Below are 14,678 nucleotides of genomic sequence, written 5' to 3'. Positions count from 1 at the left end.
TTTGAACGAAGCCGAAACAAGAGCCGAATTAATAGACCCTAAATTAAAGGCCTGTGGTTGGGGCGTGGTAGAGGGTTCTAAAATCCTTCGTGAACGAAATGTCTGTAAAATAACAGAGGGTAGAATACAGGCGGGGGGTGGCAGGAAAAAACCACTTATTGCCGATTATATTCTGGTGTACAAAGGCATTAAGCTGGCTGTTGTTGAAGCTAAAAGCGATGAACTTGAAGTGGGCGAAGGTGTGGCACAGGCAAAGCTTTACGCCGAGAAACTTAATTTAGAAACTACTTACTCCACCAATGGAAAAGAGATTTATCAAATCTGTATGAAAACGGGTTCAGAGGGTTTGGTTGCTGATTTTCTTTCGCCCCAAGAACTTTGGGATAAAACCTATTCTGATCAAAACGACTGGCGGGATAAATTTGCAAATATTGCCTTTGAAGATAAAAGCGGAACCTGGCGATTACGCTACTATCAGGAAATTGCGATAAAAAATACACTCGAAGCAGTAGCGCAAAATAAAGACAGAATTTTATTAACCCTTGCCACAGGAACAGGAAAAACGGCCATTGCTTTTCAAATAGCCTGGAAACTGTTTCAAACCCGTTGGAATTTAAATCGTGCCGGCAAAAGAAGACCAAGAATACTGTTTTTAGCCGACCGTAATTTTCTAGCTGACCAGGCATTTAACGCATTTTCAGCATTTCCGGAAGATGCAATGGTTCGCATAAGGCCCAATGATATTAAGAAAAAAGGAAAAGTGCCAACCAACGGCAGTATCTTTTTTACCATTTTTCAATCCTTTATGACCAATAATACAGCAAATAAAAAGGATGAAGAACAAGTCAAAATGCTGATGGCTGCTGAGACCCAGGCAGTGTATAAATCGGCAAACTATAATTTTGGTCAGTACCCAAAAGACTATTTTGATTTTATTGTAATTGACGAATGCCACCGTGGCGGAGCCAATGACGAAGGAAACTGGAGAGGAATTCTAGAGTACTTTTCACCAGCCGTACAATTGGGGCTTACGGCCACGCCCAAACGAAAAGATAACGTTAATACTTATAAATATTTTGGGGAACCTGTTTATATCTATTCGCTCAAAGAAGGTATTAACGATGGTTTCCTTACACCTTTCAAGGTAAAACGCATCAAAACAACACTTGACGATTATATATACACCAGTGATGACGATATTATTGAAGGAAAAATTGAAGAAGGAAAAATATACGAAGAACCCGACTTTAATAAAATTATTGAAATCAAAGAGCGGGAGGCGAAGCGTGTTCAGATTTATATGGACGAAGCCAATCAGAACGAAAAAACCATTATTTTCTGTGCCACACAAATTCACGCCGCCGCAGTTCGTGAGTTGGTAAATCAGTACAAAAAAAGTAAAGACCCGAATTATTGTGTTCGTGTAACTGCAAACGATGGTGAAAGAGGCGAACAGTTTTTGCGGGAATTTCAAGATAATGAAAAAACAATTCCAACGGTATTAACCACTTCCCAAAAACTATCAACAGGTGTTGATGCACGAAATATTCGCAACATTGTTTTAATGCGACCCATCAATCAAATGATTGAGTTTAAGCAAATCGTTGGCAGGGGAACACGTTTATTTGATGGGAAAGAATTTTTCACCATTTATGATTTTGTAGATGCTTTCCATCACTTTGCTGACCCTGAATGGGATGGAGAACCAGAGGAAGAAGATGCTTGTCCTGATTGCGGAGAAACGCCTTGTGTTTGCGAAAAGATACCGCCTAAATCTTGCAAAGTTTGCGGTCAACGCCCTTGTATCTGCGAAAAAGGACCACCAAAGCCCTGTGAAAAATGCGGACAAAGACCCTGTATCTGCATAAAGAAAGTTAAAATAAAGCTAAGAGATGGAAAAGAGCGTGAAATACAACATATGATCGCTACTTCTTTTTGGAATGCTGACGGTAAACCAATATCGTCAGAAGAATTTTTAAATAATCTGTTTGGCGAACTCCCTAACTTTTTTAAAAACGAAGAAGAACTGCGAATTTTATGGAGTAATCCAATAACACGGAAGACCTTACTTGAGAAATTGGACGAAGCAGGTTTTGGAAAAGAAGAATTAAAAACACTACAAAAACTAATTGATGCAGAGAAAAGCGATTTATACGATGTTTTGGAATATGTGTTTAACAGCGACATAAAACCGATAACAAGAGAAGAACGGGTAACAAGAGCCGAAGCAACAATTTTTGCTTTACTCAACGACAAACAAAAAGAATTCATAGAATTCGTATTGAGTAAATATATAGAAACAGGAGTTGAAGAACTCGACCAGGAAAAACTGCCAATCTTACTGACAAATAAATATCAATCGTTGGAAGATGCCAAAGAAATATTGGGAGATGTGGCAAATATCAGTTCACTATTTATAGACTTTCAGAAATATCTATATCTACAAAAAGCGGCATAAATTAAGGAAAATTCTGTTGCACAATCAAACGTCTCTTCTTAAAATCCCTAATGTTCGATTGTTTATTATGTTCCGGATCATGTTCAATGCCCGCTTTTATTATCCTGTTTTTGCAATTTTATTTCTGGATTTCGGATTAACCCTTGAACAGTTTGCACTGCTCAATGTGGCCTGGGCATTAAGCATTGTGCTTTTAGAAGTTCCTTCAGGTGCTTTGGCGGATATTATCGGACGCCGTAATCTGGTGGTATCTGCTGCGGTTATCATGGTTGTTGAAATATCACTGCTTTGTTTTGCTCCACGGGGAAATATTACGCTTCTGTTTTTCATATTTTTGGTCAACCGGATATTAAGCGGTTCAGCGGAGGCTTGTGCAAGCGGGGCTGATGAAGCCATCGCCTATGATACATTGAAAAAACTGGATCGCGCTGCTGAATGGCCGAAAGTCTTAGAAATTCAGATGCGCTACGGTGCCATGGTACGGATGGGGGTTATGATCCTCGGGGCTTTGGTTTACGATCCGGATTTAATGCAAAAGATTGTGGACTTTGCAGGCCTGCAGATTCAGATAAATCAAGGTATTACCATGCGTTTTCCGCTGTATTTGACGCTTGCAATGGCTTTAGGGACGCTTGCGGTTTCACTGAAAATGCGGGAATCAGACAGCATTGAAACCGATAGGCGAATTGACGTGGCAAAAGCGGGCAAACCGATTAGGCAAGCCTTTAAATTAACGCTGAAAGCAGGCCAATGGATATTGCAAACGCCGTTTGTTATGATGATAATTCTGGCCGGGTTGTTCTTTGATCACTGGATCAGAGTACTCATCACTTTAAATAGCGAGTATTACCGGCTTATTAATCTGCCTGAGGCGTCCTTTGGATTGATTGCCGCCTTACTCGCTTTTTTCGGACTTTTTATCCCGAAAATAGCCCGGAAAATGGGACAGACATATACCCCTCTTTCCAATGTGTATATAATGAGTATTCTCAGTATTGCAGGCTTAGCAGGCATGTTGTTGATGATCCCATATTACGGATTGATTCCGGCAATACTTCTTTTTTGCATCATGTATGTTAATACTTATTTGCAAAGTTATTATCTTAATCCTTTGACCGCATCGGAACAACGGGCAACAGTACTTAGTTTTAAGGGTTTGTCTTTCAATTTGGCTTACGGCGTTATGGGGTTGCTATATGCTGGTTTCCTGGCTCATTTACGCGAACAGACCTCAAATATCCTACCCGGATTATCCGGGCCTGAACTTGAAGATTTTGTTTTTGTTAAATCTTTGTTGGGATTCCCATTCTACTTTATAGTTGCCCTTGCAGGATTGTTCTGGTTTGGATGGAGAAAATTAAAAAACAATAAGGAATATAAAAAAGTTCAAGGATTAGAGAACATGAAGAAAATGTACCATGAAGAAAAAGAAAATTAATCTCACGGAGATACCTCAATGATGACGATCTTAGGTAATCTGGTGCACGAAGTCTGGAACATCGTTGCCATAGGACTTGGGCTATTTCTCTCTGTGCTGGCAACCGGGCACGCAGTCCTCAGCAAGCGTGATTCACGCGCCGCCATCGCATGGGTTGGTTTCATTTGGTTGGTACCAATGGCTGGGGCTGTCATGTACTTTGTCTTCGGAGTCAATCGCATTCGCCATAAGGCTGCCTTACTGAGAAGAAACCTTGAGCGGCACCAGGCACAATATGCGCAACCGGAATGCCTGCCTGAAGAGCTGCAGAGTCATCTGCCGGATCACGGGGGAAATCTCAAGCTATTGGCCCGTGTTGTCGGTAGTGTGACAGAGCAACCTTTGCTGCCGGGAAATCAGATAGATCCTTTGGTGAACGGAGACGAAGCTTATCCGGCCATGCTGGAAGCGATCCGACAAGCAAATCATACAATCTCTTTCACAAGTTATATTTTCGATCGGGACGAAGTCGGAAAGGTCTTTGCGCATGAGCTTGGCGAAGCTGTGCGCCGGGGAGTACAAGTTCGTGTACTGATTGATGCAACCGGAACCCGGTATTCATTTCCCACTATTCTTCGCAGTCTGAAACGAGAAGGGGTAAAGTATGCACGGTTTATCCCTCTGTTTCCTTTGCGGCACCTGATGTCAATGAACATGCGCACACACAGAAAGATTTTGGTGACTGATGGACGTGTTGGGTTTACCGGCGGTATGAATATCCGGGTGGGACACTGCATTCAACGCCAACCGCCAAACCCGGTACAAGACATCCATTTTCGTGTAAAAGGTCCTGTGGTAACACAACTGCAAGAGGTATTTGCCGATGATTGGCTGTTCACAACCGGCGAATTTCTGCGTGGCAATTCATGGTTTCCCAAAAACGAAAGCGAAGGGCGGATGTTGGCCCGGGGTGTGATTGATGGCCCGGATGAGAACTTCGAGAAGCTGCTTTGGACGCTTTTAGGAGCGATTTCGATTGCCCACCATTCCATTCGTATCATGACTCCTTATTTTCTGCCCGACCCTGCTCTGATCTCCGCCCTGAATCTGGCATCAATGCGGGGAGTACATGTTGATATTATTTTGCCTTCAAAGATAAATCTGCCCTTCATTCTAAGCGCCTCCCGGGCCATGTGGTCGCAAGTACTCCAATATGGATGCCGGATATGGCTGACCCAGCCTCCATTCGATCATTCCAAACTTGTTCTGGTGGATGGCTGCTGGATACTGCTTGGGTCGGCCAACTGGGATGCAAGAAGTCTGCGTCTCAATTTCGAATTTAATCTGGAATGTTACGATGTCGAACTTGCACGACAGCTTGATATGCAGATCGAAGCAAAGCGGAAATGCGCCCGTCCTGTGACGCTGGAGGAGGTCAATAGCCGGTCGCTGCCGACGCGTCTGCGTGACGGCATAGCGCGATTGTTTACACCTTACCTGTAGACCCTGAGTGTATTGATAATACACGCTAAAAGTTCTGTGTATTAACCAGGCAGGTTGGTGTAAAGTATGGGTTATCCGCACTACCGGAATTGTAGTTTGGGGGGGCTTATAACTTGCTCAGATCATCGAGTATTGCCTTATATGCTTCTTTACTTATACCGGCCTGAGGCAAACTTGCTATCAGGTCCAATGACATGGTATACCCCATTTTCAGCATTGGATTAGTCGTGCTTCCCGGAATATGTTTCTCCAGGATTGCTTTACCTTCTTCATTTTCCAACACTTCCTTTAAAGTTGAGTCACCTGAAAATCCCATGTAGATCCTCCTTTTTATCAAGTATAGTTAATAACGTTTCAAACGGAATAGATTTATAGCAATTGCTATAACCAATTCGTCATACATTTTATGCTATAGGATTTATGTGTGGTCAAAGCGGGAAAACTGCATGCTAAACGTTCCCCTGCCTTGAGTTGCCGATCTTATTGAAGTAGAATAACCAAACATACGCGAAAGAGGAACAGTTGCTTTTAACACATGTATTCCCGATCTTGCGCTGATAGATTCAATTTTTCCACCCCGTGAATTCAAATCGCCTATTATATCACCCATGAAAGCTTCAGGAACAAATATCTCGGTATCCATGATTGGTTCAAGCAGAAATGGTTCGCTTTTAGCAAGAGCATCTTTGCAGGCCATTGCAGCACTTACCTTAAAAGATATCTCGCTTCCAAGTGATTCCTTAAAAGATCCCCCGGTAACAACAGCTTTAACATCTACAACAGGGTATCCCATGATTGTGCCGCTATCAAATGCTTCAAACACACCTTTTTCAATAAAGGGTATAAATGCTTCAGGAATAGAAGAGGCATCTTTCATATCAACTTCAAATATATTGCCGCTTCCCCGGCTGAGAGGTTTAAGAATCAAATTCACTTCTCCGAAATGATGCTGTCCCGCAATTTCCCTGTCAAAAATGGCAGAGCCTTCAGATTCAGCCGCTATGGTTTCTCTATACATAACCTGAGGCTTACCAACATTGACACCTGTGTTATATTCTCTCATCATACGGCTGATTATTATCTCAAGATGAAGCTCTCCCATACCGGATAAAATTGTTTGCCCCGTATCTTCATCTTTGCGAACTCTCAATGTCGGATCTTCATCTGCAAACTTTGTTAAAACCTCATCTAGTTTTTCCTGATCAGCATGAGTTTTCGGTTCAATAGCTATAGATATGACAGGTTCATAAAATTCAATATTTTCCAGCAGGACAGGATAATTGGAAGAACAAAGAGTTTCTCCGGTTGAAGATGTTTTGAGGCCGACTACCCCTACAATGCTTCCGGCGCCTGCTTCTTCGATGCGGTCTCTTTTCCCGGCATGCATTTTTAATATGCGGGAAAGTTTTTCCTTTATATTACGCGAAGGGTTATATACCTCTGCCCCCGTTTTTAAAGTTCCGCTGTAAACTCTTACAAATGTAACCTTGCGCCCTTCCATTAAAGATACTTTAAATATCAATGCAGCTAGCGGACCATTATCCTTGGCTTCAAATAACAAAGTTTCCCCGGTTTCAGGGTGAATTCCTTGTACAGAAGCAACTTCAAGAGGACTGGGAAGATAATTTACGATTGCGTCCAGAAGAGGTTGTATGCCCTTGTTTCTCAATGCCGACCCGCAAAGGACAGGAACTATTTTAAGATTAACAGTTGCTTTTCTTATGGAAGAAATGAGCAATTCTTCTGATATAGGAGTTTCGGATAAATAGGCTTCCATAATCTCATCGTCAACTTCAGAAAGGGTTTCTATAAGTTTTTCCCTGAATTCCAAAGCATTTTCAAGAAGATCGGCAGAGATGTCATTTTTAGAAAATGTAGCGCCAAGAGATTCGTTATCCCACATTATCTGCTTCATACCGACAAGATCTATTACTCCGGCAAAATCTCCTTCAGATCCGACAGGAATTTGAAGAATAAGCGTATTTGCATGGAGCCTTTCTTTCATCATATCTATCGTTCCCAGATAATCGGCACCGATTCTGTCCAGCTTATTAATAAAAGCAATTTTGGGAACTTTATATTTATCAGCCTGACGCCATACGGTTTCAGATTGCGGTTCAACACCTCCTACTGCGCAAAAAACACCAACAGCACCATCAAGCACTCTTAATGATCGCTCAACTTCAATTGTAAAATCAACATGCCCGGGAGTATCTATAATCTGTATATCTTTTCCATCCCAAATACATGTGGTAACCGCAGAAGTAATCGTAATGCCGCGTTCCTGCTCATCCTGCATCCAGTCCATTACTGCTTCGCCGTCATGCACTTCTCCTATTTTGTAAGAACGGCCGGTATAATACAGTATTCGCTCAGTCACAGTTGTCTTGCCTGCATCAATATGAGCAATAACTCCGATATTTCTGAATTTGTTTATCTTGTCTTTTTTCATGTCATTAGGCTACTATTTCTTAAAATGCCGCAATTTATATGGGAGATAAGCATGTATGAACCATTATCAAACTTTACGGCTTATTGATCATAAAGCTTATGAAGGTACGATTTTTAAGACAATATACTTATCGTGTCAAGTTTTCTTCGTCTTTTCCGGCACTATTTTCATCGCCTTTAACAGCTTCTTCAACAGATTTATAAATAGCCTTAAATGATTCATTAAAACCTGTGGGAGAAATCCTTCCGGTTTCAATAAACTTTACAACTATTTCCTTTGCCGTTCTTAGTATATGTTCATCCAAAGATCCCATTATATACTCCTTTTAAACTCAGCAACTTATTAATAACACAAAGCTTTTATTAACAACTTTAAATATATATACCAATACCCAAATAATTATAATATGTTGCAATTGCAATAATAGCCGGGGATAACCGTGAAGGATTAACGATGATACGTCATGAGGGCTTGTTCAGTCAACCGATAACCATATTTAAAGGAAAATTTTTTATGAGCTGGGCAATCCCTGTCTTGTAACCATAGCAATCCTCACTCCTGGCCAGGACATCTGTCCGGTCTCAGCCCTTGCGATTGAAATTATAAAATCAGGATTAAAGAGTAACGGTTTTCTTTACACATTCAATTTTGCATGTTTTCAATCTATTCTGCCGTAGCCGCTACGCCTTAGCAGCCTGTGCTATCTGATAGAAAAGTTCAGAATTCCGAAGAAGTGATGGTACTGTCGGAAAACTTTACAATATCCATATTGAACATATATCATAGTTATCATATTAATATAAAACAATATATTGCTATTACACTCTTTCCATACCTCGCAAATTGCCGAAATGACTGTCGGGATTCTTTACAAAATAGCATGAGACAACTAAAATATAAAATGTGATCAATGATTATCGGAAAAACACAATAAAACGTTTAGCAATTATATTGGTTGCTTATATGTATTTCGCAAGGAACCGGCAAGAAACGGTGGAATTGGCATATATTTTGCGGTTACTTTCAAATGACGAGTTGTTACTATTTGCTCTCTAAATAGATAAAAATTTATTTTATAATAATCCAATTATTATTCCTATGATATGCCCACCTTGAAGGAGGAAAAGATGAAAAAACAAGTTTTGGGATTATCGCTTCTGCTTCTGTTTCTGTTCTGTGCACCGGCTCGGGCGACCCATATTCAGTACTTTGATTATGCAGATGTGACCGAAGCTAGCTTCTCCAGTAGTGGTGACACGTGGAGCTGGACTTTTAGCTTAACAGCGGACTCTATGAAATTATGGGATATTGACGATAATATTCAACTAACTGATGGCTCGTACAACCCAGCATATGCTCTCCACTATGTAACCCTGAGAATAAACCCGAATAATTACACAGGTGGTCCTACATCAAACTATATCGATCTGAAAGTGAACGGTATTCAAATCAAAGACTGGGAAAACCCCATTCGGCTCTATGACTGGGGAGTCCCAGGAGGCTCTGTTTCTGATAAATATGGAATTGCTAGTATTGGTAATAATTATGAAATCACAATTGATCTCTATGGATTAGGAGAACTATCAAACTTGGCTACTAATAAGATCCCTTTAAAAATCGACAATGTCAATCTTGAAGGCTGTTTTGATGTCCCGGAACCAGCGACCCTGCTTCTACTTGGACTTGGGCTTGTAGGGTTGGCAGGAGTCAGGAGAAAGTTTCAAAAGTAACAAAACACATTAGAGCCAGTTTCAAAACGCCCCATTTTGGCCGATCTTAAGCGTTTGGCTCAAATTTCAATCCTCGAAATACTTAATGTATTACTGTGGTTGAAATTTTCCCCCGCCTTGAGCTTGACCAAACTGAAACGTTTTGAAAGTGGCTCATTAGTGTATATTTGCACAAAGGCAGGGCCGGATGGCCCTGCCTTTCTTTGTTTTTTTGCGCACCACAAGCCTTAAACAGCTGTTATTATCTCAGGATTAAGCAGGCGGTAGTTCATATTACCGACTCCTGCTGTATGCGCTTTTTCTATATAAGCAAGTTCTTCTACTCTTTTGCCAAGAAGTGTTGCGCCATATGCATCAACGGCAACCTGATCGGTTCCTGCTATCATTGTATTTGTTTGTTTTAAATCGGAAAGTGATCCGCCTGTAGGCCCGTTTGACATCATGGTTGTTGTCCCGTCAAGAATTACAAGAGTAGGTTTAACCATGATGGCAAGCTCTTTTATTATATTGTTTATATCCTGATGAAAAATATTTCTTCTTCCGCCAAGAAGCCCGTACCAGTTTTTCATTGTCATGGATGCACCGCTTCTGTGGTGATCTTTTAACGGGGCTATACCAATAAGCTTATCGGCATTCATAAGCGGTTTATACAAAACAGGCCAGTCTTTAATCAGTTTACCACCTTCAATTGATAAAGGAGCAAAAAAGCTCTTATCAGGAAGTATTATTTTTGCTCCTTTACTTTTTGCGGCATTTTCTATTCCGGTGAGTGAAAAACATGACACAGGGTCATTAATAGGATTGTCCGTAATAACTACAGATACAGCTCCTGCCGCATAACACAATCTTATTATTTCTTTTAAAAGCTCAGGGTTAGTAGTTGCAGAAAGTATGGGAGGAGATGCAAAAGCGGCATTTACTTTTAAAAGTACACGGTCTCCTTTTTTTATAAATGTTTCAATACCGCCTAAAGCTTTTAGGGCAAGATTGATCGTTTTAACCCTGTCGGCCCCTTTTGCAATTGCGATTTTACCGGCTTTCTCCTTAATAGAAAAATCCGGAAGCCCTGTCATAGATTCTGCTTTAACAGATGAAACCAAATTTTTATTGTTATAAAAGAGATATCCGGTAATACAGGATGAAAGGATCAGAAGCCCTGCTTTAGAAGATCTGATTATAAACTCTCTTCTGCTCGTTTCTTTATCCACGTTTTTATCGGGCATGAGAATTTTTCTCCAGATTATTATTTATTACAAACGCAAGGTCTTTTGCATCATTTAAATCTTTTGCCGAATGTATACCGGCAAGAAAAGAACCGTTTGTAAAGATAATTTCATATTCATCCATAATTTCAATTATTGTCAAATCATCCAGTTTAATATCCGGTTTTATGGTTTGGCCGCCAAGAAAAAGCAAAAATCCTGAATAACTTTTAGCAAGATCTTTAGCTTGGGCCTGATCCGCCCTTTTTGAAATAAATGCTTTTATTTTATTATTTTGTATTTTGTAATCTGCAGCAAAAATCATATTCAGCTTATCAAACCCGAAAGCATTTGTTGTTAAAAGCGAAATGCTTTTTGTATCAAGATTATCTGTCGGAAACATGTTGAGTTCGGCAATAGTGTCTTGTTTGCCACCGGTTTTTTTAATAAAATCCTTAGCAAAAGCAACCATAGAATCCATAAGAAACTCTGATGGTTTTGAAGATACAATCTCAACATAATAATTATTCCATATAAAAAAGATAGCATTTTCCGTTTTATATGAGAACTTGCTCACATCAAGATCTAAAGAGGCTTCCCTTCTTTGCATGCTGTAAACTGCAAAAGAATTTATGATGTTTCCCATGTCGTAAATAAATGTTTCAAGCCATAAATCAGGATCATCCGGCTTTTTATATCTTTGGCAGGCCAGGCTTTTAAATCCGGCAGAAAGATATAACTCGGCTTTGCCGTTAATTTTTTCTGAAAGATTTTCTGCGTTAAAAGTTTCAGGAGAAGATAATGGTTCCATATTATTAAAAGATAAGATACTCTTTGTTAATATTTGAGATGAAGGCTGACCGGAAGTTTCATATAAAGTATTGCCGGTAGTAAAATCAGGTGTATCATATCGAAACTGCTCAAAAAATATTAAAGTTGCTATCAATGCAAGAAGCAGGAGAATAGCTATACCTGAATAAGTCTCAAGGGGTTGCGGATAAGCCGATTTTCTCACAGAAGATTTCATTATTTTTCCTCCCGATTATTAACCCCAAAAATAATAATACAAAAATTATTGCTCTGCTATTTCTGTTTGACTAAACAAAGCTTGAAGTTACTTTATCAAATTAATTTAAAAGTATATATAATCTATTGACAGATTTTTCGCAATAAAATAAGCAGTAATATGCAAGCACGCAACAGCCTGCATTTTTCGCTACAGTTTCTCCGGCCATTTATTGCAGGCTGTCTATGATTCTCTGCTGTTTGCAGTGGAGGGCCCCAATAATTATAAAAAAAAGCAGCAGCTTGAAAAAGCATATTGCATAAGGGTACGGAAAAATCAGAAGAATAACCAAAAATAAAAACAATTCAGGTAATAAATAATGACCCCCATTATATCAATAGTTGGCAAAGCTGAATCAGGCAAAACAACACTTATTGAAAGATTGATCCTCGAACTTAAAAAAAGGGGATATAAAATTGGTACTTTAAAACATGCCTTTCACGGTTTTGATATGGATAAAAAAGGAAAAGACAGTCAGCGCCATATTGATGCCGGAGCAGATACTACAATAATTGTTTCAAAAGATCGCATTGTGATAAATAAAAATAATGACGGTGAGTCTCTTGATTTGATAGCAGGCTATATTACCGGTGTGGATATCGTAATAACCGAAGGATTCAAAAAAGATAATAAGCCTAAAATTGAGGTTTTCAGAAAAGCCAGACATGAGGAACCTGCCTGCATTGATGATAATAACCTGTTTGCATTTGTAACAGATGATAAAATAGATATCACTGTGCCAAAATTTTCTCATAAAGATATAAATGGCATAGCTGATCTTATAGAAAATAAGTTTCTATGAATACGGATACCTTAACCCTTTTAAAAAGCTGGTTTACCGGTTATGTGTCGGGCTTCTATAAAGATGACCTGGAATATAACCGCCCCGTTAGTCTTAAAGAACATCATACCAGGCGTGTTTGCAGTAACATAACAATGATAGGCAAAGAACTTGGTCTTGGTTCACAGGACTTGATAATTGCAGAAGTGATTGCATTATTACATGATATCGGAAGGTTCCGGCAGTATGAGATATATCATACTTTCATTGATTCTATTTCTGAAAATCATGCCAGACTGGGGGTAAAGCAGATAGGGATTCACAAAGTATTGTCAAAATTTTCAAAAACTGACAAACGCTTGATAGCAAAGGCTATAGCATATCATAATGCCTTATCTCTTCCTAAAGAAGATGAAAAGACGCTTTTTTTTATGAAGCTTATAAGGGATGCTGATAAACTGGATATTTGGAGGGTTTTTGCAGATTATTACATTGAAAAATGGCCCAACAATACTATCGCACTTGATCTTCCTGATTTGCCGGTATGTTCAAAACACATTATTGATTCTTTTTATAAACATGCAATTATTGATATGAAGGATTTAAAAACATTAAATGATTTTAAGTTACTTCAGATAAGCTGGGTGTTTGACATAAATTTTATACCGTCATTTAAAATAATTAAGAATAATAATTATATAGAAATGATAGCAAAAACTCTTCCCGCCAACAAAGAAATATCGGAACTTGTAAAAACGGCATTTGATTATGTTGATTCACAGCTTGGTATATCCTTATAAAAGCGTAGTATAACGAAATGGAATTATAATGTCGGTACGACTAAAAGCTTATTTGATGATTTTGATGACGCTTGCACTTTTCTTCGGCTTTCTTCATATTTTTATTATGGATGGAAAAGTATATAATTTTGAAAGACTTCATATATTTCTTTTTAATTTATGCAGCGGCGGAACTATACTGTTGTATTTCAGCGAAGGCAAAGAACATCTTACAAAAAAAACTCTTCTCTTTTCTGCCCTTGCACTAAGTTACGCACTTTTTGCTTTTTTAAAGCTATATTTTGTTTCAATGCTTATAGCCTTGGTGCTTGCTGTTATTGTTGAAAAAATAAGACTTAAGAAATTTACTTTTTTCCCGTACAATTTTTTTACCAATTCACCTGTTTCGGATAAGTTTCATCAGGCATCCCTTTTATGCCTTTCGGTCGGACTTGTAATATCTGCTCTTGTTATTGCAAATAACGAATATTTAAGGCTTGTTTCTTTTTCAAAACTTACAATGGATACATTTTTTTTGGGATTTTCATTTCCTTTATCCTTAATTACAATGTCTGTAATGTTTTCTCTTATGAAAGATGATGCAAGTTTTAACATACGTCTGTTAAAGGATGCCGGTTTCTGGATGGTTAATCTGGGAGTAATAATATTTTTTCTTTTTATCATGTTTGAAAAACTCAAATCCCAGCTTATTGTAACAACTCTTCTTTTTTTTGCGGTAGTTATGATTTTTGTGCTTTTTGCAAAACTTGGAATAAAAGCTCAACAGAAAAACTTTTTGACTTCAGGTATGGTATTTCTTCTTTTTACTGCTGTGACAGGCATACTATATATTCTTATGAAATTTCTTCCCGGTTACAACCAGGATGAATTAAAACTCCTGTTAAGACTGCATGCCTTTGCTTCTCTTTACGGATGGAATTTAAGCGGGCTTGCGATTTTATGCAGATACAATGATTTTCCGATAATGCTTGACTCAAAAGCAATCATTGTTGTTCACTGGATTACGGTAGTAATCCTTGCACCACTTGGTTACTATTTTAAACCCTTTGCTGTTTTTGCAGTAATTTTTTACGCTGTTATGCTATATTTTATTCTTTTCAGCAGGAGTTCTGAAAAAACACTTAACGCTTGAGCCACTTTCAAAACGTTTCAGTTTGGTCAAGCTCAAGGCGGGCGAAAATTTCAACCACAGGAATACATTGAGTATTTCGAGGATTGAAATTTGAGCCCAACGCAGAGATCGGCCAAAATGGGGCGTTTTGAAACTGG

General features: G+C 38.9%; 12 protein-coding genes. 7 read left to right on the top strand and 5 right to left on the bottom strand.

The window, feature by feature from the left end; genetic code table 11:
• The first annotated feature begins 1 nt into the window (after window position 1).
• The 3 genes from KKC46_02045 to KKC46_02035 all read left to right on the top strand — a co-directional run bounded on the left by KKC46_02045 (window position 2) and on the right by KKC46_02035 (window position 5,378).
• On the top strand, window positions 2–2,458 hold the full coding sequence (locus KKC46_02045; protein ID MBU1052592.1) for a DEAD/DEAH box helicase family protein: 2,457 nt from the start codon (window positions 2–4) through the stop codon (window positions 2,456–2,458).
• 67 nt (window positions 2,459–2,525) lie between these two features.
• On the top strand, window positions 2,526–3,896 hold the full coding sequence (locus KKC46_02040) for an MFS transporter (GenBank protein ID MBU1052591.1): 1,371 nt from the start codon (window positions 2,526–2,528) through the stop codon (window positions 3,894–3,896).
• A gap of 21 nt (window positions 3,897–3,917) precedes the next feature.
• Window positions 3,918–5,378: a PLDc N-terminal domain-containing protein gene (locus KKC46_02035; GenBank protein MBU1052590.1), complete on the top strand. Its 1,461-nt coding sequence runs from the start codon at window positions 3,918–3,920 to the stop codon at window positions 5,376–5,378.
• A 106-nt stretch (window positions 5,379–5,484) separates the two neighbouring features.
• Here the strand turns inward: KKC46_02035 and KKC46_02030 are convergent, their stop codons facing one another.
• From KKC46_02030 to KKC46_02020, 3 genes are all read right to left on the bottom strand, one after another.
• Window positions 5,485–5,694: a hypothetical protein gene (locus KKC46_02030; protein ID MBU1052589.1), complete on the bottom strand. Its 210-nt coding sequence runs from the start codon at window positions 5,692–5,694 to the stop codon at window positions 5,485–5,487.
• A 102-nt stretch (window positions 5,695–5,796) separates the two neighbouring features.
• Window positions 5,797–7,830 (bottom strand): elongation factor G, encoded by a 2,034-nt coding sequence (gene fusA / locus KKC46_02025; protein MBU1052588.1) that lies wholly within the window; start codon window positions 7,828–7,830, stop codon window positions 5,797–5,799.
• 127 nt (window positions 7,831–7,957) lie between these two features.
• The gene (locus KKC46_02020; GenBank protein ID MBU1052587.1) at window positions 7,958–8,143 is read right to left on the bottom strand and encodes a conjugal transfer protein TraB; all 186 of its coding nucleotides are present in this window, start codon (window positions 8,141–8,143) and stop codon (window positions 7,958–7,960) included.
• 790 nt (window positions 8,144–8,933) lie between these two features.
• On the opposite strand from KKC46_02020, the gene KKC46_02015 reads away from it, so the two are divergent.
• The gene (locus tag KKC46_02015; GenBank protein MBU1052586.1) at window positions 8,934–9,560 is read left to right on the top strand and encodes a PEP-CTERM sorting domain-containing protein; all 627 of its coding nucleotides are present in this window, start codon (window positions 8,934–8,936) and stop codon (window positions 9,558–9,560) included.
• Window positions 9,561–9,787: 227 nt separating this feature from the next.
• On the opposite strand, the gene KKC46_02010 is transcribed toward KKC46_02015, so the two are convergent.
• A complete protein-coding gene (locus KKC46_02010; protein ID MBU1052585.1) occupies window positions 9,788–10,783 on the bottom strand; it encodes a DUF362 domain-containing protein in 996 nt (331 codons plus the stop codon).
• The gene (locus KKC46_02005) at window positions 10,773–11,789 is read right to left on the bottom strand and encodes a hypothetical protein (GenBank protein ID MBU1052584.1); all 1,017 of its coding nucleotides are present in this window, start codon (window positions 11,787–11,789) and stop codon (window positions 10,773–10,775) included. Before KKC46_02005 ends, KKC46_02010 begins: the two co-directional genes overlap by 11 nt.
• A 358-nt stretch (window positions 11,790–12,147) precedes the next feature.
• Between KKC46_02005 and mobB the strand changes: the two genes are divergently transcribed.
• Genes mobB through KKC46_01990 form a run of 3 tightly spaced genes read left to right on the top strand, consistent with a single transcriptional unit; the run spans window position 12,148 to window position 14,541 of the window.
• Complete coding sequence (gene mobB / locus KKC46_02000; protein ID MBU1052583.1) at window positions 12,148–12,630, top strand: molybdopterin-guanine dinucleotide biosynthesis protein B; 483 nt, start codon at window positions 12,148–12,150, stop codon at window positions 12,628–12,630.
• The gene (locus KKC46_01995; GenBank protein MBU1052582.1) at window positions 12,627–13,409 is read left to right on the top strand and encodes an HD domain-containing protein; all 783 of its coding nucleotides are present in this window, start codon (window positions 12,627–12,629) and stop codon (window positions 13,407–13,409) included. The genes mobB and KKC46_01995 overlap by 4 nt, the downstream gene beginning before the upstream one ends.
• Before the next feature lie 28 nt (window positions 13,410–13,437).
• Window positions 13,438–14,541, top strand: a complete 1,104-nt coding sequence (locus KKC46_01990; protein MBU1052581.1) for a hypothetical protein — start codon at window positions 13,438–13,440, stop codon at window positions 14,539–14,541.
• Window positions 14,542–14,678 lie beyond the last annotated feature (137 nt).

This window comes from Pseudomonadota bacterium, assembly GCA_018817425.1.
GTDB lineage: Bacteria > Desulfobacterota > Desulfobacteria > Desulfobacterales > RPRI01 > RPRI01.
This window is presented reverse-complemented; position numbering and strand designations above follow the sequence as displayed.

Excerpts from the sequence above, each read along its gene's own strand:
- KKC46_01995 (MBU1052582.1), top strand. The coding sequence starts at position 12,627 with ATGAATACGGATACCTTAACCCTTTTAAAAAGCTGGTTTACCGGTTAT.
- KKC46_02040 (MBU1052591.1), top strand. The coding sequence starts at position 2,526 with ATGTTCCGGATCATGTTCAATGCCCGCTTTTATTATCCTGTTTTTGCA.
- KKC46_02020 (MBU1052587.1), bottom strand. The coding sequence starts at position 8,143 with ATGGGATCTTTGGATGAACATATACTAAGAACGGCAAAGGAAATAGTT.
- mobB (MBU1052583.1), top strand. The coding sequence starts at position 12,148 with ATGACCCCCATTATATCAATAGTTGGCAAAGCTGAATCAGGCAAAACA.
- fusA (MBU1052588.1), bottom strand. The coding sequence starts at position 7,830 with ATGAAAAAAGACAAGATAAACAAATTCAGAAATATCGGAGTTATTGCT.
- KKC46_02010 (MBU1052585.1), bottom strand. The coding sequence starts at position 10,783 with ATGCCCGATAAAAACGTGGATAAAGAAACGAGCAGAAGAGAGTTTATA.
- KKC46_02005 (MBU1052584.1), bottom strand. The coding sequence starts at position 11,789 with ATGAAATCTTCTGTGAGAAAATCGGCTTATCCGCAACCCCTTGAGACT.
- KKC46_02015 (MBU1052586.1), top strand. The coding sequence starts at position 8,934 with ATGCCCACCTTGAAGGAGGAAAAGATGAAAAAACAAGTTTTGGGATTA.
- KKC46_01990 (MBU1052581.1), top strand. The coding sequence starts at position 13,438 with ATGTCGGTACGACTAAAAGCTTATTTGATGATTTTGATGACGCTTGCA.
- KKC46_02035 (MBU1052590.1), top strand. The coding sequence starts at position 3,918 with ATGACGATCTTAGGTAATCTGGTGCACGAAGTCTGGAACATCGTTGCC.
- KKC46_02030 (MBU1052589.1), bottom strand. The coding sequence starts at position 5,694 with ATGGGATTTTCAGGTGACTCAACTTTAAAGGAAGTGTTGGAAAATGAA.